Origin of the sequence: Sphingopyxis sp., assembly GCF_050725655.1 — a bacterium.
Lineage (GTDB): Bacteria > Pseudomonadota > Alphaproteobacteria > Sphingomonadales > Sphingomonadaceae > Sphingopyxis.
Map to the genome: position 1 here is coordinate 19,904 of NZ_JBOHHT010000020.1, position 21,745 is coordinate 41,648.

Annotated in this window: 23 protein-coding genes; 13 read left to right on the plus strand and 10 right to left on the minus strand. The window is 64.9% G+C overall.

What is annotated here, in order from left to right:
- The first annotated feature begins 75 nt into the window (after window positions 1-75).
- The 8 genes from ACREBX_RS02085 to ACREBX_RS02120 all read left to right on the plus strand — a co-directional run bounded on the left by ACREBX_RS02085 (window position 76) and on the right by ACREBX_RS02120 (window position 6,278).
- Window positions 76-531 carry a MerC domain-containing protein gene (locus ACREBX_RS02085; RefSeq protein WP_431560097.1) on the plus strand — a complete coding sequence of 152 codons (456 nt, stop codon included), beginning with the start codon at window positions 76-78 and terminating at the stop codon, window positions 529-531.
- A 104-nt stretch (window positions 532-635) separates the two neighbouring features.
- Window positions 636-1,100 (plus strand): Fur family transcriptional regulator, encoded by a 465-nt coding sequence (locus ACREBX_RS02090; RefSeq protein WP_431560098.1) that lies wholly within the window; start codon window positions 636-638, stop codon window positions 1,098-1,100.
- 31 nt (window positions 1,101-1,131) lie between these two features.
- Window positions 1,132-1,971, plus strand: coding sequence for a hypothetical protein (locus tag ACREBX_RS02095; RefSeq protein ID WP_431560099.1), 840 nt, complete (start codon window positions 1,132-1,134; stop codon window positions 1,969-1,971).
- A 70-nt stretch (window positions 1,972-2,041) separates the two neighbouring features.
- Window positions 2,042-3,565: a fumarate hydratase gene (locus ACREBX_RS02100; protein ID WP_431560100.1), complete on the plus strand. Its 1,524-nt coding sequence runs from the start codon at window positions 2,042-2,044 to the stop codon at window positions 3,563-3,565.
- 96 nt (window positions 3,566-3,661) lie between these two features.
- Window positions 3,662-3,913 (plus strand): type II toxin-antitoxin system HicA family toxin, encoded by a 252-nt coding sequence (locus ACREBX_RS02105; protein ID WP_431560101.1) that lies wholly within the window; start codon window positions 3,662-3,664, stop codon window positions 3,911-3,913.
- Window positions 3,910-4,140, plus strand: a complete 231-nt coding sequence (locus ACREBX_RS02110) for a type II toxin-antitoxin system HicB family antitoxin (RefSeq protein ID WP_431560102.1) — start codon at window positions 3,910-3,912, stop codon at window positions 4,138-4,140. Before ACREBX_RS02105 ends, ACREBX_RS02110 begins: the two co-directional genes overlap by 4 nt.
- Before the next feature lie 133 nt (window positions 4,141-4,273).
- A complete protein-coding gene (locus ACREBX_RS02115) occupies window positions 4,274-5,812 on the plus strand; it encodes a M20/M25/M40 family metallo-hydrolase (RefSeq protein ID WP_431560103.1) in 1,539 nt (512 codons plus the stop codon).
- Between the two features lie 10 nt (window positions 5,813-5,822).
- A complete protein-coding gene (locus ACREBX_RS02120) occupies window positions 5,823-6,278 on the plus strand; it encodes a VOC family protein (RefSeq protein ID WP_431560104.1) in 456 nt (151 codons plus the stop codon).
- Here ACREBX_RS02120 and ACREBX_RS02125 read toward each other — a convergent pair.
- Window positions 6,275-7,453 carry a DUF481 domain-containing protein gene (locus ACREBX_RS02125; protein ID WP_431560105.1) on the minus strand — a complete coding sequence of 393 codons (1,179 nt, stop codon included), beginning with the start codon at window positions 7,451-7,453 and terminating at the stop codon, window positions 6,275-6,277. The genes ACREBX_RS02120 and ACREBX_RS02125 overlap by 4 nt on opposite strands.
- Before the next feature lie 132 nt (window positions 7,454-7,585).
- Here ACREBX_RS02125 and ACREBX_RS02130 point away from each other — a divergent pair, with 132 nt between their 5' ends.
- Window positions 7,586-7,861 (plus strand): hypothetical protein, encoded by a 276-nt coding sequence (locus ACREBX_RS02130; protein ID WP_431560106.1) that lies wholly within the window; start codon window positions 7,586-7,588, stop codon window positions 7,859-7,861.
- Window positions 7,862-7,868: 7 nt separating this feature from the next.
- Here the strand turns inward: ACREBX_RS02130 and ACREBX_RS02135 are convergent, their stop codons facing one another.
- The 4 genes from ACREBX_RS02135 to ACREBX_RS02150 form a co-directional block, all read right to left on the minus strand.
- Window positions 7,869-8,804 carry a TraB/GumN family protein gene (locus ACREBX_RS02135; RefSeq protein WP_431560107.1) on the minus strand — a complete coding sequence of 312 codons (936 nt, stop codon included), beginning with the start codon at window positions 8,802-8,804 and terminating at the stop codon, window positions 7,869-7,871.
- Window positions 8,804-9,943 (minus strand): MBL fold metallo-hydrolase, encoded by a 1,140-nt coding sequence (locus tag ACREBX_RS02140; RefSeq protein WP_431560108.1) that lies wholly within the window; start codon window positions 9,941-9,943, stop codon window positions 8,804-8,806. Before ACREBX_RS02140 ends, ACREBX_RS02135 begins: the two co-directional genes overlap by 1 nt.
- Window positions 9,944-9,946: 3 nt before the next feature.
- A complete protein-coding gene (locus ACREBX_RS02145) occupies window positions 9,947-10,582 on the minus strand; it encodes a cell cycle transcriptional regulator TrcR (RefSeq protein ID WP_431560127.1) in 636 nt (211 codons plus the stop codon).
- A 104-nt stretch (window positions 10,583-10,686) separates the two neighbouring features.
- Window positions 10,687-11,607: a LysR substrate-binding domain-containing protein gene (locus ACREBX_RS02150; RefSeq protein WP_431560109.1), complete on the minus strand. Its 921-nt coding sequence runs from the start codon at window positions 11,605-11,607 to the stop codon at window positions 10,687-10,689.
- A 105-nt stretch (window positions 11,608-11,712) separates the two neighbouring features.
- Here ACREBX_RS02150 and ACREBX_RS02155 point away from each other — a divergent pair, with 105 nt between their 5' ends.
- Entirely contained in the window at window positions 11,713-12,423 is a 711-nt protein-coding gene (locus ACREBX_RS02155; protein ID WP_431560110.1) for an FMN-dependent NADH-azoreductase, read from the plus strand.
- 3 nt (window positions 12,424-12,426) lie between these two features.
- On the opposite strand, the gene ACREBX_RS02160 is transcribed toward ACREBX_RS02155, so the two are convergent.
- From ACREBX_RS02160 to ACREBX_RS02170, 3 genes are all read right to left on the minus strand, one after another.
- A complete protein-coding gene (locus ACREBX_RS02160; RefSeq protein WP_431560111.1) occupies window positions 12,427-13,047 on the minus strand; it encodes a glutathione S-transferase family protein in 621 nt (206 codons plus the stop codon).
- Between the two features lie 89 nt (window positions 13,048-13,136).
- Window positions 13,137-13,703 carry a hypothetical protein gene (locus ACREBX_RS02165; protein WP_431560112.1) on the minus strand — a complete coding sequence of 189 codons (567 nt, stop codon included), beginning with the start codon at window positions 13,701-13,703 and terminating at the stop codon, window positions 13,137-13,139.
- Window positions 13,704-13,776: 73 nt separating this feature from the next.
- On the minus strand, window positions 13,777-14,778 hold the full coding sequence (locus ACREBX_RS02170; protein WP_431560113.1) for an NAD(P)H-quinone oxidoreductase: 1,002 nt from the start codon (window positions 14,776-14,778) through the stop codon (window positions 13,777-13,779).
- Window positions 14,779-14,900: 122 nt separating this feature from the next.
- Here ACREBX_RS02170 and ACREBX_RS02175 point away from each other — a divergent pair, with 122 nt between their 5' ends.
- On the plus strand, window positions 14,901-15,098 hold the full coding sequence (locus ACREBX_RS02175; protein ID WP_431560114.1) for a DUF1192 domain-containing protein: 198 nt from the start codon (window positions 14,901-14,903) through the stop codon (window positions 15,096-15,098).
- Between the two features lie 12 nt (window positions 15,099-15,110).
- On the opposite strand, the gene ACREBX_RS02180 is transcribed toward ACREBX_RS02175, so the two are convergent.
- Window positions 15,111-16,592: a peroxidase family protein gene (locus ACREBX_RS02180; RefSeq protein ID WP_431560115.1), complete on the minus strand. Its 1,482-nt coding sequence runs from the start codon at window positions 16,590-16,592 to the stop codon at window positions 15,111-15,113.
- A gap of 195 nt (window positions 16,593-16,787) precedes the next feature.
- Window positions 16,788-18,260, minus strand: coding sequence for a helicase HerA domain-containing protein (locus tag ACREBX_RS02185; RefSeq protein WP_431560116.1), 1,473 nt, complete (start codon window positions 18,258-18,260; stop codon window positions 16,788-16,790).
- A gap of 110 nt (window positions 18,261-18,370) precedes the next feature.
- On the opposite strand from ACREBX_RS02185, the gene ACREBX_RS02190 reads away from it, so the two are divergent.
- Window positions 18,371-18,631, plus strand: a complete 261-nt coding sequence (locus ACREBX_RS02190; RefSeq protein ID WP_431560117.1) for a hypothetical protein — start codon at window positions 18,371-18,373, stop codon at window positions 18,629-18,631.
- A gap of 669 nt (window positions 18,632-19,300) precedes the next feature.
- Window positions 19,301-21,643 carry an ATP-dependent Clp protease ATP-binding subunit ClpA gene (gene clpA, locus ACREBX_RS02195; protein ID WP_431560118.1) on the plus strand — a complete coding sequence of 781 codons (2,343 nt, stop codon included), beginning with the start codon at window positions 19,301-19,303 and terminating at the stop codon, window positions 21,641-21,643.
- The last annotated feature ends 102 nt before the right edge of the window (window positions 21,644-21,745 follow it).

Below are 21,745 nucleotides of genomic sequence, written 5' to 3' on the forward strand. Positions count from 1 at the left end.
ATTCGCCTATGTGATGTTGTAACCTCGGTCATGTTATGCCATATCAAGCGCTGCAATCGTTGAACGGAGAATCAGGTGACGCACGTCGCCAGCCATGTCCCTGTCCTGACGCGCCCTTCCCTTTTCTTAAGGCGGTGGGTCGCGGTGGTTCGGGCTGCGCGCGATTCGCGGCCGCTGACCTCCTTGAGCGGCGACCAGCTGGCGATGGGGCTGTCGGGACTCTGCCTCGTTCACTGCCTTGCGACGACGGTCTTCTTCGCGTCGATCGCCTCGGTCGGCGGGGTCTTTCTCGACAATCATCTGTTCCACGAAATCGGCCTGATCATCGCGATCGGCTTTGCGCTGATCACGCTCGTTTCGGGCGTGCTCAGCCATGGCTATATGATGCCCTTCGCGGTCGGCAGCTTCGGTCTGGGGATGATGGCGGGCGCGCTGTCGCGGCCGCACGACGGCAGCGAAGTGCTCGCGACGATGATCGGCGTCGCGGTCGTCGCGCTCGGTCACGACCTCAACCGCCGCGCGCGGCACTGACGGCTCAGCCGAAACGGACCGGTCCGCCGCTTGCGGGCGTCCCCTAAACAGCCTACATTGTGGCGATAGTTAGCGCGGAATTATCCGCGCATGAGGAACAGCCAATGGGCAAGCATGACCATCCGCACGTCGAGGCCAGCGGCGCCTCGCTCGCCAAGGCGGCGCAGAGCGCGCTCGAGGGCGCGGGCGAAGCATGGACCGACATGCGCGCGCAGATTTTCGACGCGGTCGCCGAAATCGGCAAGCCCGCGAGCGCTTATGAAATCGCCGACATCGTCTCGCAAAAGCGTGGGCGTCGCGTCGCGCCGAACAGCGTCTATCGCATCCTCGACCTGTTCGTCGCGAACAACCTCGTCCGCCGCGTCGAAAGCGCGAACGCCTTTGTCGCGAACAGCCATCCCGGCTGCCTCCACGACTGCATTTTCCTGATCTGCGACACGTGCGGCAGCGCGGTGCATGTCGATAACGACAAGATTTCGGGCGGTGTCCGCGCCGCGGCCGAGGCGGCGGGTTTCGCCGCCGAGCGCCCGGTGATCGAGGTGCGCGGCAAATGTGCCGAGTGCCAATAAGGTGAGCCGCCGCGCTCCACCGGACGGTTAGATGCCGATCGGGGGGCTTCAGCACTGGATCGAAGCACAGCGGGCACGTTCGCCGGCGCCGATGCGCGCGTGGGTCTGGACCCTCGCGCTCGGCATCGCGGTTGCGCTGTTCAGCGTCCACCTCACCCGGGTCTTTCCGCAGGTCGGCCATGCGATCGCGCCGGGATTCACGTCCCCCCTCCTCGCCTTTGAATTCGCTGGCGGCCAAGATGATCTGATCGCGATCTTCGGCCCCGAAAGCGACCCGCAACAAGTGTCGCGTCTCGCCGCGATGCGCACCGGTAACGAGCAGGACTATCTCTACATGCTGCTCTACGCGGGCTTCCTCACCGCCGGCTGCATCGCGCTGTGGCGCGAGCTTCGCCGCAGAGCGCTGCTCGCCGCGGCGCTGCTCCCGATCACCGCCGCGCTGTGCGACGCTTACGAGAATTGGCTGCTCCTCGATATCCAGGCGGCATTCACGGCCGGCGACTATTCGCCCGCGATGGCCAGCCTGCCCTACCCTGTGGCGGCCAAATTCCTCCTGATCGCGGTGACCAACGTCATCATCGGGGCCGCGGCGACCCAAATCGGCCGTTGGTGGGCGCTGTTCGGCACGCTTGCGATCCTCGCGGCCATCCCCACCGTTATGGCGATCATCACCCCGGCCGCTTTCGCCTGGGCACTGCTTCCCTCGGCGGGCGGCGGTTGGATTCTGCTCCTCGCGCTTGCCGTTGCGGGCAGCTGGAATGCGCTGGTTCGCAGGCGGCCGCTCGTCGATCTGGGCGAGCCCGCCACTCAACCGGCACAGGCCCCGGTGGCCGCACCGAAGCGCCCGATGTTCGGCCGCCGTCGCACCTGACCCCTCTTTCCACTCCGACGATGCAGGTCTAGGGAAGCCCCGAATCCCCAAAAAGGGCGAAAGGCTGCACATGAACACCGTGATCATCCGCGAAGACGATCTGATCGAAACGATCGCCGACGCGCTCCAGTACATCAGCTATTTCCATCCGATGGACTATATCCGCGCGCTGGGCGCCGCGTACGAACGCGAAATGTCGCCCGCCGCGAAGGACGCGATGGCGCAGATTCTATCGAACAGCCGCATGTGCGCCGAGGGACACCGCCCGATCTGCCAGGACACGGGCATCGTCACCGTCTTCATCAAATGGGGCATGGACTGCCGCCTCGACAGCCCGCGCAGCCTGCAGCAGGTCGTCGACGAAGGCGTGCGCAAGGCGTACCTGCACCCCGACAACAAGCTCCGCGCCTCGATCCTCGCCGACCCCGCATTCAGCCGCGTGAACACCAAGGACAATACGCCCTCGGTGCTCAACGTCGAAATGGTCCCCGGCACCAAGGTCGTGATCGACGTCGCCGCGAAGGGCGGCGGCAGCGAGAACAAGTCGAAGTTCAAGATGATGAATCCGTCGGACTCGATCGTCGACTGGGTGCTCGAAACCGTGCCGCAGATGGGCGCCGGCTGGTGCCCGCCGGGCATGCTCGGCATCGGCATCGGCGGCACCGCCGAAAAGGCGATGCTGCTCGCGAAACAGTCGCTGATGGACCCGATCGACATGACCGAACTGCTCGCGCGCGGCCCGTCGAACCCGACGGAAGAGATGCGCATCGAGCTGTATGAAAAGGTCAACGCGCTCGGCATCGGCGCGCAGGGGCTCGGCGGCCTCGCGACCGTGCTCGACGTCAAGATCGCCGACTGGCCGACCCACGCGGCGTCGAAGCCCGTTGCGATGATCCCGAACTGCGCAGCGACAAGGCATGCTCACGTCACCCTCGACGGCAGCGGCCCGGCCTTCCTTGAACCGCCCGTGCTCGCCGATTATCCGCAGATCGACTGGGCGCCCGACAAGGCGGCGATCCGCGTCGACCTCGACAGCCTCACCCCCGAAATCGTCGCGAGCTGGAAACAGGGCGACCGCATCCTCCTCAATGGCAAGATGCTCACCGGCCGCGACGCCGCGCACAAGCGCATCGCCGACATGCTGGCAAAAGGCGAAGAGCTGCCCGTCGAGTTCAAGGGTCGCGTCATCTACTACGTCGGCCCGGTCGATCCGGTCGGCGAGGAAATCGTCGGCCCCGCGGGCCCGACCACCGCGACGCGCATGGACAAGTTCATGGACATGATGCTCGAACAGGGCCTCCTCGCCTGCGTCGGCAAGGCCGAACGCGGCCCCGCCGCGACCCAATCGATCGCCAAGCACAAAAGCGCCTATCTGATGGCGGTCGGCGGCGCGGCGTATCTCGTCGCGCGCGCCATCAAGGGCAGCCAGGTCGTCGGTTTCGCCGATCTCGGCATGGAGGCGATCTACGAATTCGACGTCCAGGAGTTCCCGGTGACGGTGGCGGTCGACAGCGAAGGCCAGAATGTCCACGTCAACGCGCCGATGCTGTGGCAAAAGCGGATCAAGGACGAAGGGTTGCTGGAGAAGGCGTGAGCTTTCCTTGTATCGCGCGCTCTTACAACGGTCATTTGGAGTAGACGCTACCCTGTCTGCTACTTGATTCGCTTCTCGTGATTCGGAGTCTCCATCATGACCAGCATCGCCAAGCTCTACACACGCATCCGCATGAACGGCCGAGCCAGTTTCAAGGAGTTGTGCCGGATCGCCGAAGCCTTCGGGTTCGAGCTTAAGCGGACCAGTGGCAGCCACCATATCTTCCAGCACCCAGACGTGCCGGGCAATCTGAACCTCCAGCCGAGCGGCAAGGATGCAAAGCCCTATCAAATCCGGCAACTGCTTGATATGATCGACAGCAACGGACTGGATATAACCAAGCCATGAGCACCCACTATCACATCAACCTGTTCTGGTCGGTAGAGGACGATTGCTGGATCGCCGATGTACCCGATCTCAAATATTGCAGCGCACACGGCGCCACTGCCGAAGAAGCTGCGCGCGAGATTGAGATCGCTATGCGCTTATGGCTAGAGGTATCTGCCGAACGCGGCGAAACGCCGCCGGAACCGCGCTATCGCCCTGCCATATACGCCGTGCGCGACGCGGCTTGAAGCTGGCCTGACAATGTTAATCGGAATCCTACGAACTCTACGCCCAACCCTGTAACGGTAAGTCCCCGACACGCGCTTGCGTTTCGCGGCCGATCCGGCACATTGCTTCGCATACGAAGCAGGCAGGGGACGCATGATGGATTTTCGTGAGCTTAGCCGACTGAACCGCCGTGACATGCTGCGCGGCACCGCAATGCTGGGTGCAGGCGCCGCGTTCATGCAGCCCGTCCCACTCTGGGCGCAGTCGGGGACGATGACGGATATCCGCAAGGCCGCCGAGGCGGGCAAGGACGCCTCGATCAAACGCATCCGCGACTGGATCGCGCTGCCCTCGATCGCCGCCGAGAATCGCAGCATGCCCGAGGGCGCCGCCTATATGGCCGAACTTGCGAGGGACGCGGGTTTCACCAATGTCGAGATCGTGCCCACCGACGGCCATCCCGGCGTGTTCGGGACGATCGACGTCGGCGCACCGCGCACGCTCGGCATCTATTTCATGTACGATGTGAAGCAGTTCGATCCGGCCGAATGGTCGTCGCCGCCGCTTGAGGGCAAGATGGTCGAACGCCCCGGTTTCGGGCAGGCGATCATGGGCCGCGGCGCGGTGAACCAGAAGGGCCCCGAGGCGACCTTCCTCGCCGCACTCCACGCGATCCGCGCCGCAGGGCGCAAACTGCCCGTCAACATCGTCCTCGTCTGCGAGGGCGAGGAGGAAATCGGATCGCCGCACTTCCGCCAGATCGCGACCAAACCCAACATCCTCGCCGCGCTCAAGAAATGCGAAGGCATCTTCATCCCCTTCGCCTCGCAGGGCAAGACCGGCAACGTCACGGTCAACCTCGGGTCGAAGGGCATCATCGAGCTCGAACTGATCGCAAGCGGCGCGAAATGGGGCCGCGGGCCGAAGGGCGACGTGCATTCGAGCCTGAAGGCGATGGTCGACTCGCCCGCATGGCGGCTGGTTCAGGCGCTGCAGACACTGGTCACCCCCGATGGCAACAAGCCCGCGATCGAGGGCTGGTTCGAAAATGTCCGCCCGCTCACCGACCGCGAAAAGGCGCTGATCCGCGAGGCCGCGAAGGCCGGCGACGAAGCGCAGCAAAAAGCCGCGCTCGGCGTCACCCACTGGATCGACAACCTGTCGTACGACGACGCGCTGATCCGCCTCGCGCAGGAACCGACAGTCAATATCGAGGGCCTTGTCGCGGGCTATACCGGCCCCGGCGGCAAGACCGTCCTTCCCGGCAAGGCGGTCGCCAAGCTCGACCTCCGCCTCGTCCCCAACCAGACCCGGGCCGAGGCCGAGAAGAAGCTGCGCGCGCATCTCGACAAGCATGGCTTCACCGATGTCGAGGTCAATGTGTCGGGCGGCTACGACCCGACCGAGGTCGCCGAGGACAGCCGCCTCGTCCGCTCGGAACTCGCGACATACAAAAAGCTCGGCATCGCGACGAGCCTCAACCCGCGCATGGCGGGAAGCTGGCCGGGCTCGACCTTCACCGCGCCGCCGGTGTCGATCCCCGCAGCGCATTTCGGCATCGGTCACGGGTCGGGCGCGCACGCCCCCGACGAATATTTCCTCATCGATTCGACGAATCCCAAGGTCGCGGGACTGGTCGACGCGACGATGGGCTTTGCCGAATTCCTCTACGTGCTGGCGAGCATCAAATAGCGAGGGGCAAATGAGCGACCTCAACGGCGTCGCGCACGTCATCCTGACCGCGGGCGATTTCGCACGATCGACGGCCTTCTGGCGCGCGATGATCCGCTACCTCGATCTCAAGATCGTGCTCGACAGCGAATATATGCTCTATGGCGTGGGCGGCCGCACCGCGATCGGCATCCGCACCGGCAGCCCGGAAAATGCCGGCAAGCGTTTCGATCAGGGCGCGCCGGGGCTGCACCACGCCTGTTTCCGCATGCGCGACCGCGCCGCGATCGATGCTGTCGGTGCGTTTTTGAAAGCCCGCGACGATGTCCATATCATCCATGCACCGCAGGAAGAGCCCTGGGCGCCCGGCTATTATTCGATCCTGTTCGAGGACCCCGACGGCATTCGTATCGAGTTCAACCATGTCCCCGGCGTCGGCCTGCTTGCCGAAGGCGAGCGGATCGGCAGAGCCGACGCGTTCGACTAGAAACCGTACACCAGGGTGAAGCGCGTCTGTGTATCGACGCTTTCGATGCCTGGCGGCGGGCTCGTGTCGATCTGCGCCGAATAGGCGATACGCGCCGACAGCGCGCCGGTCAGCTTGGCACTGAGCGCGGTCTGCGAGCTCGTCGACCCATTGGCCTCGCCGATGATCGTCGAAGCGACCTGCGTCAGCCGCAGCGTCGGCGATATCTGCCAGCCGAAATCGAGCCCCGCGAGCGCGGTAAGTTCGGTGTCCTCTTCGCCGCTCACGAAGTCGGTCTGACGAAACGCCGGGCCACCTTTCAGGCTAAGCGTCATCTTCTTGGTATCGACCACCTTGTAACCGAGCCCGCCCGACAAGCTCCAGCGCCTGTCGTACCCGAGTATCCGATCATGTTCCCAGCGGCCGAGGCCAAAGGCGAAAGTCCGTTCGTTGATCCTGTATTGCGGCTCCAACTCGCCCAGATAGCGTTCGACCGACGTCTTGCCGTTGGTACGCTGGTAGTCGGCCTGCGCGCGAAACTTGTGCGTCCAGTCGATCCCCTTGCGCGCAAGCGCCAGACCTGCGCTCAGCCCAACGGATTCGGTGTTGCCGCTGCTTTGCGATGCACCGATCTGCCCTTCGCCTTTCCAGTTCTGCCAGAATCTCGCTGCCGCCAGCTTCGCACGCTCGGCCGCCGCCGCCTCGTCCCGCAGCCGCTTGCGTCCGGCGCGATAGGCGAGCAACCGTTCCTCGATCTCCACCGCATTCTCGGGGTTGGCTTCCTTCGCGAGCTTTGCCACCGCCTCGACATCGGCATCCTTGGCGGTCGCCATCGCCGCCGCGAGCATATTGCCCACCGGATCGGGCGGCGTCTCGGGGGGGTGTCCGCTGCGATAATAGGCGAGCAGCGCGTCGATCTCGCCGATGTTGCCGGGATTGGTCCTTCGCGCGAATTTGACCACCGCCTCGACATCGTCATTCTCGCCGCTCGCGAAGGCGGCGTCGATCATCACGCGCACCGCATCGGGCAAGGGCGGGTCGAGCGGCACAAGCACCGTCGGGATCGGATTGGCCAGCACCGGATCGACGAGCAAGGGGTTCGGCTGTAGCGACTCTGCCGGTTCCTGTGCCGCGTGCGCCGGAACGGCTAGAACAAACGGCAGGCAAAGCGCGGCCAGGCGGGGGAGAGTTGTCACCGAAGACGTCCTTCTCTGGAGGCAGGAGCCGGGTTCGTTCGATCGTTCGCGCGGGGCCGGTGCGCGAGCGATGCGCCCCTATAAACCGAAAGTTGCTGGCATTTCCACCCCGGCTGCCCCATCTGCAAACCTATGTATATCGCGCTCATCGCCATTTTCTGTGCCGGCGTCGGAAATTTCGCGATGCACCGTGCCTTCATGGAGAGCGACGATCCGCTGATCCAGCAGATGGTCAAACCGCTCGCGGACAAGGTCGGCCCGAACATCACCTATGTCTTTGAATTCCTGCTGCTCGTCGGTGCGATGGCGATCGCGACGCGGAACTGGTTCACCGCGCTGATGCTCTATGGCCTCTATACCATCTTCAACGCGATGGCGTTCAGCTGGATCATGCAAAGACCGCGGTAAGCCGTGACTACCAGGCGGGACCGGTGATCGGCAGGCCCTGCGCTTTGAGCTGGTCGAGCACGCCGTCTTTTTCGGCCAATATGCGCAACGGAACGACCGCCAGCGTCACGCCGGGCTGCGCCGTCGCATCGCGGATCGCGCCGACCCAGGTCTGACGCAGTTCGGGGCCGAAGCTGTCGTTCGTCCACGGCCAACAGCGCCCGAGCGCTTCCTCGAGCGGGCTCGCCATCACCGCGGGCACGTCGAATTCGGTCCACGCGCGGCCGCGCTCGATCACCACATCGCCGCCCGCCTCGGCCGCCGCCATCGCGGCTTCGAGGCACGAGACATGTGTTTCGGGCGCCGCGGCGAAGAGGTTGTCGAGCATGTCCTCGCCGCGCACCTCGCCGACGGGCTGCGTCGGAATTTTCGACTGCCGCGCCGCCTTGCGCACGACGTCGGATGCGTCGTCGGCGCTATCCTTGTTGAACGAGAGGCGTTTCGACAGCTGGTCGAACGCCGTCATCAGGAAATTCGAGCGCGCATAATCCTGGTCGAAGCGCGCCTCAAGCGCATGAAGCCGCTGCACCTGGCGCGCATCGAGATAGTCGGCGGCGACGCGCCCCTTCGGCAATTTGGTGAGCCCGCCGCCCTTGAAGATCAGCCGCAAGATGTCGCCCGGCGACACTTTCGCCTTGGTGCCGAGGACGACGCGCTGCGCCCGGTCGGTCGCGCCCTCCAGCCGCTCGGGCCGCCACGGTGTTGCCTTCGGCACCGCCGCAATCTCGCCGACGAGGATGACGACGCCGGCGCGCGTCTGGATCGTCCACATCGGCGCGCCCGAACGGCGCGCGGTGACGACGATCTCGTCATTCGCCTGATCTGTGGCCGGCGGTTCGCTCGCCGAAGCGGGGAACGTCGCCGCCAGAACCGCGACGCCCAACAGAAAACGGAACGCGCGCATCAGGCTACCCCGTGATACCACCACACACCGTCGCGGTCTTCGCGCTGCACACGCCCTTCGACTTCGAGCCGCTTCAGATGCGCGAACGCCTCGCCCGTTGCGAGCCCCTGATTATGCTCGCCGATCGGGCGGTTGAAGAGCAGGGGAAAGCTATCAACCGCGCGCATCGGCGCCTTCGCCGCCGCCTCGGCCAGATTGTAGAGCCGCATGCGATGCTCGTCGCGCAGCGCCATCAGGCGGACGTGGAGCCCTTTGAACGGCTCGCCATGCGCGGGGCAGGTGACGACGTCGGCGGGCACCGTCGCGAGCAGCTTGTCGATCGACGCGAGCCATTCGCCCAAGGGATCGGCGTCGGGCTCGGTGATGTTGACCGAGACGTTCGAGCTGATCCGCGGCAACACCTGGTCGCCCGACACGAGCACGCCCTCGCGCTCGTTCCACAGGCACGCATGTTCGGGACTGTGCCCCGACCCGGTGACGACGCGCCACTGGTGCGCGCCCATGTCGAGCCGGTCGCCGTCGGCGATCCGCACATAAGAGCGCGGCAGGGCGAAGATCATGCGCTGGAACATGTTCCAGCCACGCGCGCGCTGCGCCTCGATCGCCGCCTCGTCCCAGCCCGCGGCGCGCGACTGCGTCAGCACCTCGTCGGGCGTGCTATCGGACGAATCGGCGACGATCGCGCGCGCGGTCAGCATCTCGCCGCGCGTCATCCACAGTTTCACGTCCTGCTTCTTCGCGATCCAGCCCGCGAGCCCGATATGGTCGGGGTGGAGGTGCGTGCCGATGACGCGCGTGATGCGCCTGTCCTTCAGCGCGCCGGCATAGAGCGCCTTCCACGCATCGGAGCACATCGTCAGGCAGATGCCGGTATCGACGACGGCAACGCCCCCCTCTTCACCATTGGCACCATCATCCAGAAGCCAGCTGTTGATATGCCCGAGCGAACCCGGCATCGGGATGCGCGCCCAGCTGATGCCGTTCGCGATGCGGATTGTCTCGCCCGGTCCGGGCGCGGCTTCGCCCCACGGATAGGTGAGGCCCGCATGGCTCGTCGCAGTAAAACTGTCGTCCTGGGTCAGCGAAGCGTCCGGCGAGCCGCTGGCCGCCGGAATATTATCCTCGTCCGCCCCCGCCATGTCTCAGGCTTCGCCGTCGGCTTCGGCTTCTTCGGCGGCGCGCGCTTCGTTCGCGGCGGTGCGTTCGGCGCGCAGCTCTTCGAGCAACGCTTCGCGGTCGCCCTCGAAACGGCTGTCCTCGGGAGCCTTGATGCCCGCCTTTTTCGCGGCCTTGGCGACGAGCGCATCGAGTTCGCGCTGCGAGCAGAGGCCGAGCGTTACCGGATCCTTGGGCACGATGTTCGCGCTGTTCCAGTGGCTGCGGTCGCGGATCGCGCCGATGGTGTTGCGCGTCGTGCCGATCAGCTTGCCGATCGCGCCGTCCGAAACCTCGGGATGGTTCTTCAGGATCCACGCGATGCCGTCGGGCTTGTCCTGGCGCTTGCTGACCGGGGTGTAGCGCGGGCCGCGCGTGCGGCGGATCGTGTCCTGCGCCTGCTTGCTCATCTTGAGCTTGTAATTCGGGTCCTTCTGACCCTTTTCAATCTCTTCCATCGACAGTTCGTGCGCGCGGACGGGGTCGCGGCCGGTATATTTGGTCGCGGCAGTCTCGTCGGCGATCGCCTGAACCTCGAGGATGTGGATGCCGCAATATTCGGCGATCTGGATGAAGGTGAGACCGGTGTTGTCGACCAGCCAGGCGGCGGTCGCATGCGGCATCAGCGGGGTGGCATCGGCGGTGGCCATGACGGAAACTCTCCAAGCGGAAATAATAAGGGCCGCCCCTCGCGGGGCGGCCGTTCAGCGGCTGATGTAGACCTGTTTTAGGCTGCGGGCAAGGGGTGGTCGTCGGCGGCGAACCCCGCGACAGATTCGACGAGCCATGCGCAAACCGCCCGCACGTCGGCACAGGCCATGTTCGCAGGCGTCGCAAGCATATGGTAGCTCTCCCCTTCGATGACCGGGCCAAAGGGATGGATCAACAGCCCCGCATCGATCTCCGGCCGGGCGAGGATCAAGCTTCCGATCATAACCCCATGCCCTGCGACCGCCGCCTGCACGGCGTGATCGTCCGAACTGAAACGCGGCCCTTCATCGACGGCCAGCCCCTCCATCCCGGCAAGCCGCGCCCACCGCCGCCAGTCGGACGCGTTGGCGGGCTGGCGCCATTCGACGTGCAGCAAAGTGGCGCGCGCGAGATCCTGTGGCCCGGCGAGGCCCAGCTTCGGACTGCAAAGCAATCCGAAGCGTTCCGAAAAAAGCGGCCGGCCGACCAGCCCGTCAAAGGGCCCGCGACCATAACGAACCGCGACATCGGCCAGTCCCGCAGCCAGATCGACGGGCTCGTTCGAGGAATGCAGCCGCAGGTCGAAATCGGGAAAGCGTTGGCGAAACGAGCCGAGCGCGGGCAGAAGCCTGCGCGCCGTAAACTGGATCGTCGCGGTCAATGTCACCGCCGCACGCCGTGGCCCCGGCGCGAGATCGGCAAGCGCCCGGTCGAATGCATCGAATCCGTCGCGCAAGGTCGGATATAATCGCTCGCCCGCTTCGGTCAGCGCGACCTGCCGCACCTGACGAGTGAACAGCGCGAGCCCCAGCACATCCTCCAGCAGGCGAATCTGGTGGCTGATCGCCGTCGGCGTGACGGCCAGTTCACCGGCTGCTCTCTGGAAACTGAGATGACGCGCCGCCGCCTCAAAGGCGCGCAACGCCGCCAGCGGCGGCAATTTCCGGTTCCGTATCATAGATGAGGTAAATCGATCCATTGGCTGAAATATTCGCGTTCGACCGCATAAATTATATGGGAATATATGCGTTCAGTCGTCAAATAAAATGAACTGGACTCTTCCATGAATGCTCTTGAAAAATCGCGTCTTCGCATCCTCCACATCGATTCCAGCGCGCGTCTGAGCCTTTCGGGTCAGGACCGGCACGGCTCGCACAGCCGACGGCTGAGCGCGCGCCTGACAAGCCGCTGGTCGAGCGCGCGACCACAGGATGACGTTGTCTACCGCGATGTCGGCGTTGCCCCGCCGTCGCATGTCGATGCGGACTGGATCGCCGCCGCCTTCTCGCCACCCGGCCGGCGCAGCGACGAGCAGCGCGCCCGGCTGGCCGAAAGCGACCGGCTGGTCGCCGAACTGGTGGCTGCGGATCTCGTCGTCGTCGGGGCACCCATGTATAATTTCGGCATGCCGGCGCCACTGAAGGCGTGGCTCGACAACATCGTTCGCGTCGGTGTCACTTTCGGTTTCGACCGCGCGCGGGCGGGCGAGCCCTATTGGCCGATGCTGTCTCCCGGCAAGCGGCTGATCATTCTCGGCGCGCGCGGCGATTATGGTTATGATCCGGGCGGGCGCCAGGCCGACGTCAATTTCGTCGAGGCCGGCCTGAAAGCGCCGCTTGCCTATATCGGGCTTCGCGATGCGGATTCGATCGCGGTCGAATTTGACGAGTTCGCCGACGAACGCCTCGCCCGATCGATCGCCGCCGCGGAAAGCCGCGTCGACGCGCTGGTGGACCGGTTGCTTGCCGATCTGGAAGAACGCTTGCCGGTCTGACCGCTATCCCATCCTTATATAGCCGGGTTCAGCCTCCACCCGCGCGATCCAGCGTTGCAGGGCGGGATAGTCGGACAAAGCGAACAACCCGCCCTCCTCGGCGACATGCGTATAGGCATAGAGCGCGATGTCGGCGAGCGAGAGGTTCTGCCCCGCGAGCCAGTCGCGCGATTCCAGATGTTCATCCATCAGCTTCAGCGCCGCGACGCCTGCGGCCTGTTTGAGCGGCAATTGCATCCGCTGCGCATCGCTCAGATTGTCGGCGCCGATCCACTTCATCCAGAAACGCAAGGTCGCGACATTGGGTTCGTGATTATATTGCTCGAAGAACATCCAGTGCAGCATGTCGGCGCGCTCGAACCGGTCATGGGGCACCAAGTGCGTTCCGTCGGCGAGCCAGAAGCAGGCCGCATTGCTTTCGGGGAGGAAGCGGCCCTCGACCTGCAGCACCGGGATGCGGCCATTGGCGTTGACGTTCGCGAGGAAGTCGGGCGTCCGCGTCTCGCCTTTCATGATGTCGTACTCGCGCCGTTCGATCGGGTATTCGAGCAGCGCCGCGGTTAGCCGGATCTTGTAGCAATTGCCGCTCGCGGCATATTCGTGAAGGATCGGCCTGTCGCCCATTGCAGCCCCCAAAGCATATGTGAGTCGCCGCCGTCCCCCGACACGGCGGCGTCTCTATGCGGTGATCGGCGGGTGCCCGCAAGCAGGCGTTACGGACCGCAGCGCCACAGCCCCGCGAAGACGCGCTGCGCGCCGTCGGCGCGGTCGGCGGTCAGCGTCGCGGGCCGCGGCGGCGACTCGCCGCCACCCGGTGCCGGTCCGACCAGCGCGACGCGAAGCTGCAGCCCTTTGCTGAAGAACTTGGTGCCCTTTGCCATGGCATCGAAGCCGCCATTCGCCGACACGGCTTCGATCGTATCGCCGACCTTCACGATGCCGCGCGACGGGTCCGCCGAGGCAACGTCGCCCTGCGCGAGCAGGATTGGCTGCGCGGCTTCGTCGGCGGCAAAGCTGCACGCGAGTTCGCCCTTCAGCTTGGCGCCACTGACATCGGCTTCGGTGAGCGCCGCCAGTTCGATGGGCGATCCGTCGCCGCCGCGCGTCGGAATGTCGGTCGGCTTGATCGCGGGCACGGCCGGTTCGGCCGCCCTGCCCTCGGGCACGACGTCGCCATCATAGGATGCGGTCGGCGTTTTTTCGGTTTCGGTGGGCCCGGAACAGGCCGCAAGGGCAAAGGAAAGAACGGTGGCGGGAAGGAACAGGCTACGCATCTTCATCGGGAGAGATCATCCTCTTTTGATTGGCCCCCCGTTCGCTCAACCGCCGGTCCTTAGCGAATGTTCCCTCGGCTCATCCCACGCTGAGCACGATCTTCCCCACATGCTCGCCCGCCTGCATCCGCGCGTGCGCCGCAGCAGCGTCGGCGAGCGGGAAGGCTTGATCCATCGCCGGCTTCCACCCGCCTTCGGCCAGTTGCGGCCAGAGCGTGCGATGGATTTCGTCGGCGAGCAGCGCCTTGAAGTCGGCGCTCCGCGCGCGGAGCGTCGATCCGGTCAGCGTCAGCCGGCGGCGCATCACATCGGCGATGTCGAACTCGACCTTCGCGCCGCGCTGGAACGCGATGGTGACGTGGCGCCCGTCCTCGGCGAGGCAGGCGAGGTTGCGCGGCAGATAGTCGCCGCCGACCATGTCGAGCACGACGTTGACGCCCTTGCCGCCCGTGAAGCCCTTGACCGCCTCGACATAATCCCCGGCCGAATAATCGACCGCCAGATCGGCGCCAAGCGCGGTCGCGGCGGCGCATTTGTCCGCGCTGCCGCACGTCACGATAATCTTGATGCCGAACAGCTTGCAAAGGCCGATCGCGGTCGTGCCGATGCCGCTGGTGCCGCCGTGGACGAGCACCGTTTCGCCGTCGCGCACATAGCCGCGCTCGAAGAGGTTGTGCCAGACGGTAAAGACGGCCTCGGGCAGCGCCGCCGCCTCGGCCATCGAAAAACCCTTCGGCACCGGCAGGCAGCTTCCGACCGGCGCGGTGCAATATTCGGCATAGCCGCCGCCCGCGACGAGCGCGCACACCGCCTGCCCCAGCAGTTCGGCATCGCCGCCAGGACCGACCGCGACAATCGTCCCCGCGATTTCGAGTCCCGGCAGGTCCGACGCGCCTGGCGGCGGCGGATAGAATCCCATGCGTTGCAGCACGTCGGGACGGTTCACCCCCGCCGCGGCGACGCGGATCAGCACCTCGCCCGGTCCGGGCTGCGGCACCGGCCGCGTTGTCGGTTGTAACACTTCGGGCCCGCCCGGCGCGCTGATGGCGATGGCGGTCATGCTCGCTGGCAAGCTGGTCACTTCGGAAATTCCCCCCACTGGTCCCCTCATCCCCTACTCCCTGCCGCGCCTTATTGACAGTGCCGCGACACGGGTCAACAGTCGCGCGCCCATATTCACATTAGGGACCAGGAGGATGCGCCATGGATGATGACGACCTTCCCCGCCGCCGCGACGATGTTCTCACCGCGTTGACCAAACAGCCGCTCGATCCGCTGTCGGTCGACGAGCTGGGCGAACGCATCGAAATCCTCGAAGCCGAGATCGAGCGCGTCAAGGCGCATCGCAGCGCCGCGACCGGCCAAAAGGCGGCGGCCGAGGCGCTGTTCAGGAAGAGCTGACGGTGATCGCCCCTACGCGACCTCTGCGTAGCGGAGCAGGTCGATCATCCGGAAATCGTCGCCCTTCTTCGACGCGTCGACCGTCGGCAGGAAGGGCTGCCATTCGGGATCCTGCGACAGATACGACCCCTTGTCGCCCTGCAGCAGCCCGAGGAACACTTCGGTGACGATCCGCGCACCGACCGGCCCCAGCCGCTCGCCATTCTGCGTCACCTGCGCCTCGCGCAATATATAGAACCAGAGCGGCGTCCGGTCGTCGAAGCCGTGCGGCTTGAGATCGGACAGATCGCCCTTCGACAGTTCGGGCAGCTTCATCGCGCGCGCTACCCGCTGGCCCGACGGCAACGAGAAGGTCAGGTGGCGCAGGAGGTTGCGCTGCGCCAGCGAGGCCGGATTCGTCTTGGGATCGGGGTTCGGCACGACCGACCCCGGCAGGCGGAACAGCGAGGTCGACAAAGTGGAGTCGATCTTCTTGTTCGGCTTCACATTGCCGTCGCTGAAATCGAAGAAAGTCGGCCAGTCGATGAAACGCCGCGGCGCGCGGCAGCCGCCCGACAGGTCGTCGGGATCGTTCGGGTCTGACGGCGTCGGGGTAAAGATCATCGCGAAAAAGGGATTGCCGCCGTTGCCGGTGAAATTCGCGCGGTACGACGGCCGCACCTGGCTGTGCCCGAAACGATAGGCCGCGACCGAGAATTCGACCGGGATATAGGGCTCGTTGTGCCAGCTGTAATATTTGCGGCCGTTCGTCAGCACATCGTCGACCACCGCGTCGCCGCACGTCTTGCGCAGGAATTCGTGGACGATGATCCATTGATAATGCCAGCGCACGATCCGCTGCGCCTCGGCGAAAATCTCGTCCGATCCGGTCAGCTTGATCTTGGTCTTCACATATTCGACCACTTCATTGTGAAACTTCAGGAAGGCGACCTGAAGCTGGCCGATGATCAGATTTTCGTCGTCGCGCGGGTCGGCGATCAGCGCGACATTCTGACTGTTGCGCGGCACGTCGAACTTGTTCGCAGTGCCTGTCGCCTCGAGCAGGAACTTCCCGCCCTTACCGCCTTGCGTGTCATAGAGATGCGGACTGCCGCCCGGTCCCGCGCCATAGACATCGAGGCCGAGGCTGGGGGTGCGGAAATTGGCGATCTGCTCGGGGTCGACCTGCCGTTCGAGGCTGGAGGTCGGGTCGAAGGTCATGTCATGGTCAAGAAACTGGCCGAGGAAGGTGAAGCCCGCAGTCAGCGTCGGATTGTCGCTGTTCTTTGCCGACAGCGCTGGATTGGTGATCAGTTCGGCCGGGGTCTTGGTCAGATTGTCCTTGGCATCCATGATGCCCCCGACCTTGCCGATCTCGATCAGCGCGGCGCGCACATCGGGGGTGTCGGCGGCAAAGGGCGGCAATTCGCCGAACATGCGGCCAAAGCGGCCGGCGTCGGAATATTTGGACCGCGGCGGAACGATGTCGCGCGGGTATACGCCGTGACGAGGCATGGCAGTCTCTCCTGTTGGTCAACGATGTTTTGGGTTTTTCGGGACGATCCACCCACCAAGAGAGCTGGCATCCGCTGTTTTAGGCGCGAACCTGCGGCAAGGATGTGCGCCCCGGGATGCACGATCCCAAGGTTTTAGGTGCCTAATTTGCTCTTAACTTGCCGGAGCGCCGCGGAATCGCGACGAGCCGAAGCCCTATTCGGCCTCGGTGCTCAGCCCGAGTTCGGGGATACCGATCGAGCGCCGCCCGCCGAAATCGGCGCGCACGACGATCACGCCCTGCTTTTCCATATATTCGACGAGCCGGCGGATGCGCCCCGGCGAGCGGCTGCCATAGGCGCGGCCGAGGATGTCGTCGTCGGGACACGGCTCGCCGTCCATCGCGGCGCGCGCAATCTGCAGAAAGGGCGCGAACATGTCGTGCGGCAACCGGTCGGCGACCGACAGCGCCTCGCGCCAGCGCGGCTCGGACGGATCGAACACGCCGCCCTTGGCGAGCGCAAAGCGGCGGCGGAAGGCGGCGAGGTCGAGCGGCACCTTCTTCAGCTTCTGCATCCGGCAGCGCACCGAAAAATCCTGATAGAGATAGGCTTCGGGCTGGAAGGCGCTGTCGGGGTCGGACAGCATCTCTTCGAGCATCGCGATCACCACCGCGTCGCTGTGCCCCGCTTCCTCGGCCGCCGCGACGATGTCGAGCACGGGCGGGGCGTCCAGATCTTCGTGGAGCCCCTCCACTGCTGCGATGCGTTCGAGCAATTCGCTCGCCGCAACCGGCTCGGGTTCGGGCGCATAGACTCGCGGCGCCACCGGCGCCTCCATCTCGGTGAACAGCATCGAGCGCATGTCCTCGCCCCCCGCCGAAGGCAGCGGCATCAGGCTGTGTGTGCCCATCCGCGTCGCGGTCTGCGTCGAGCCGATGCGCACCGACAGCGGGCGGCGCGAGATCGCGGGACCGAGCCCGAGGAAGTGCCCGCGTTCAAGATCACGGATCGCTTCCGCCTGCCGCCGTTCCATGCCGAGCAGGTCGGCGGCGCGCGCCATGTCGATGTCGAGGAAGGTGCGCCCCATCAGAAAATTGCTCGCCTCTGCCGCGACATTCTTCGCGAGCTTCGCCAGCCGCTGCGTCGCGATCGCGCCAGCCAAGCCGCGTTTGCGTCCGCGGCACATCAGGTTCGTCATCGCGCCAAGGCTCGCACGGCGCACCGTGTCGGCGACATCGCCCGCGACACTCGGCGCGAACATCTGTGCCTCGTCGACCACCACCAGCGCGGGAAACCAGTGCTCGCGCGGCGCATCGAACAACGCATTGAGGAACGCCGCGGCGCACGTCATCTGCGCCTCGATGTCGAGCGATTCGAGGCTGAGGACGATCGACGCGCGATGCTCGCGGATGCGCGCGCCCATCGCGGCGATCTCGCGCTCGTTATAATCGCCGCCGTTGATCACGACATGGCTGTACGCGTCGGCGAGCGTCACGAAATCGCCCTCGGGATCGATCACGATCTGCTGCACTAACGTGGCGCTCTCCTCCAGGATGCGGCGCAAAAGATGCGACTTGCCCGACCCCGAATTGCCCTGGACGAGCAGACGCGTCGCCAGCAGTTCCTGGACGTTGATATGCACGCCCTGCCCGGTGCTGTCGGTTCCGATCTCGATGCTGGTCTTCACAGCCGTCGCCCTATCGGGCGCCCCCGCGAATGACAACCGGGCGGGCTTTCGCACCGTCCGATTTTTGTCGCGCGACTTGCCAAGCGGCGCGAAGCGGCCAAAAGGACGGCATGGATTTCGACGACCAGCTCCGCCGCTATTTCGGCACCGCCGACCTCGCGGCGATCCACCCCGAGGCGCGCGCCGCGGGCACCGAACGCATGCGCGTCGACTTCGGCCTGGAGACCAACCCCGGCCGCCGCTTCGCGCTGTGGGCGCTGATGTACATGCTCGGCGTCGCCCCCGACCTCGATGTCGCGTTCAAGGATGAGGGCGAGCGCAACACGGCGCGCGACTTCATGGATATGGTGGACCGCGCGGGGGAGGATTGAGCGCGGAAGTCAGCGGACAACCAGAAGACGACATGCCTTTATCGTCATCCCGGACTTGATCCGGGATCCATTGCAACATCGGGCGGCTAGACCCGGGATCAAGTCCGGCGTAACGAAGAGGAATGACCGCTAACGACCGGTTGCGGACACTTGGTCCTCCCTGTGCCGCAGGCATGGGGAGGTGGCAACGCGAAGCGCTGACGGAGGGGCGTTAGCGCACCGTCGCTGCCCCTCCACCACCGCCTGCTGCGGCGGTCCCCCTCCCCATCGCTTCGCGACAGGGAGGATTTTGGCGGCCGCTTCCCACCCCAAAACCGCCATCGGGCACAAACCCGAAAAACCGCTGTCCTACATCATCTGGCCCTCATAGCCTTCACCCGCCATGCCAGCCGTCGCCGCCTCCCCCCGATCGTCGCCGGACCTGACCCCGTCGGACGCAGCGAGGTGCCGAAATGAGGGGGTACGTAGCGTGACCTTCGTGACCTTTGGAATAAAGTTGCGCTCCCGGAAACGCCATTCTCAACGCTCCGTTAACCATAATGCAACCTCCGTCATCGTAATTTCACAAAGCTATCCGCTTTTCCCTTGCGGTGGGGCGGCGGCATCGCCACGTTGAATTTCTAAGGGGGCCGCTCTCCCCGGCCTGGTCCCCGCAAGGAGATGAAGACCATGCCGTCCTTTTCGGAAAGCCTCGAAAAGACTCTACACAATGCGTTGAAAGCCGCTTCGGAGCGGCATCACGAATATGCGACGCTCGAGCATCTGCTTTACGCACTGATCGACGACGATCATGCTGCCGAAGTGATGCGCGCCTGCGGCGTCGCGCTCGACGACCTGCAATCGGCGGTCGTCCATTATCTCGATACCGAACTCGACAGCCTGAAGGTCGAGGGGCACAGCGACCCGTCGCCGACGAGCGGGTTCCAGCGCGTCGTCCAGCGCGCGATCCTGCACGTCCAGTCGTCGGGCAAGGATGAGGTGACCGGCGCCAACGTCCTCGTCGCGCTGTTCTCCGAACGCGAAAGCTACGCGGTCTATTTCCTCCAGCAGCAAGATCTGACGCGCCTCGACGCGGTGTCCTACCTCAGCCACGGCGTCGGCAAGGGCGGCAAACCGTCGCCGCAGGCCGAGCCCGAGGAAAAGGAAGAGACGAAGGACAAGGACAGCGGCGGCAAGAACAAGAAGGAAACCGCGCTCGACCAGTTCACCGTCAACCTCAACGAGAAAGCGAAAATCGGCAAGGTCGACCCGCTGATCGGCCGCAATGCCGAGGTCGATCGCACGATCCAGATTCTCTGCCGCCGGTCGAAGAACAACCCGCTCTATGTCGGCGATCCCGGCGTCGGCAAGACCGCGATCGCCGAAGGTCTTGCGCGCAAGATCATCGAGGGCGACGTGCCCGAGGTGCTGCTGCCCGCGGTGATCTATTCGCTCGACATGGGCGCGCTGCTTGCGGGCACGCGCTACCGCGGCGATTTCGAGGAGCGGCTGAAACAGGTCGTCACCGAACTCGAAGGGCTGCCGCACGCGATCCTGTTCATCGACGAAATCCACACGGTGATTGGCGCCGGCGCGACGAGCGGCGGCGCGATGGACGCGTCGAACCTGCTGAAACCCGCCTTGTCGGGCGGCATCATCCGCTGCATCGGGTCGACGACGTACAAGGAATTCCGCAACCATTTCGAAAAGGATCGCGCACTTCTCCGCCGGTTCCAGAAGATCGACGTGGTCGAACCGACCTTGGAAGATACCAAGAAGATCCTCGCCGGGCTGCGCAGCGCGTTCGAGGCGCATCATCAGGTGCGTTACACCCAGGATGCGATCAATGCTGCGGTCGACCTGTCGGCACGCTATATCAACGACCGCAAATTGCCCGACAAGGCGATCGATGTGATCGACGAGGTCGGCGCGATGCAGATGCTCGTCGCCCCGTCGAAGCGCAAGAAAGTGATCACCGCGAAGGAGATCGAGGCGGTCATCGCGACGATGGCGCGCATCCCGCCCAAATCGGTGTCGAGCGACGACAAGGCGACCCTCGCCAGCCTCGAGACCGACCTCAAGCGCGTCGTGTTCGGTCAGAACACCGCGATCGAGGTGCTGTCGTCGGCGATCAAGCTCAGCCGTGCGGGGCTGCGCGATCCCGAAAAGCCGATCGGCAACTATCTGTTCTCGGGCCCCACCGGCGTCGGCAAGACCGAAGTTGCGAAACAGCTCGCGCTCATCATGGGCATTCCGCTCCAGCGGTTCGACATGTCCGAATATATGGAACGCCATTCGGTCAGCCGCCTGATCGGGGCGCCGCCGGGCTATGTCGGTTATGATCAGGGCGGGCTGCTCACCGATGCGATCGACCAGAACCCGCATTGCGTGCTGCTGCTCGACGAAATCGAAAAGGCGCATCCCGACCTGTTCAACATCCTGTTGCAGGTGATGGACCATGGCCGCCTGACCGATCATCATGGCAAGACGGTCGATTTCCGCAATGTCATCCTGATCATGACGACCAATGCCGGCGCCAGCGACATGGCGCGCGAGGGCATCGGTTTCGGCCAGTTCACGCGTGAGGATGTGCAGGAAGAAGCGGTGAAAAATCTCTTCACCCCCGAATTCCGCAACCGCCTCGATGCGATCGTGCCGTTCGGCTATCTGCCGCCCGAAGTGGTCGCGCGCGTCGTCGACAAGTTCATCCTCGAACTCGAACTCCAGCTCGCCGACCGCAACGTCCATATCCAGCTCGACGACGCGGCGCGCGAATGGCTGACCGGCAAGGGCTATGACAAGCTCTATGGCGCGCGTCCGATGGGCCGCCTGATCCAGGAAAAGATCAAACAGCCGCTCGCCGAGGAACTGCTCTTCGGCAAGCTCGTCCATGGCGGCGAGGTCAAGGTGAAGATGAAGACCGGCGACGATGCCCATGTCGGCAACCCGTTGGCCTTCGAAATCGTCTCGGCTCCGCCCAAGGCAAGCAAAGGCAAGCCGAAAGCCGACAAGGCGAAAAAGGCCGCGGAGTAACCCGTTATCCCCTCCCGCAAGCGGGAGGGGCAGCGAGGCTTGCCAGCTTGCTGGCTAGCCGCAGCGGGGTGGGCCTAGCAACGTTGCCGCCCACCCCAAACC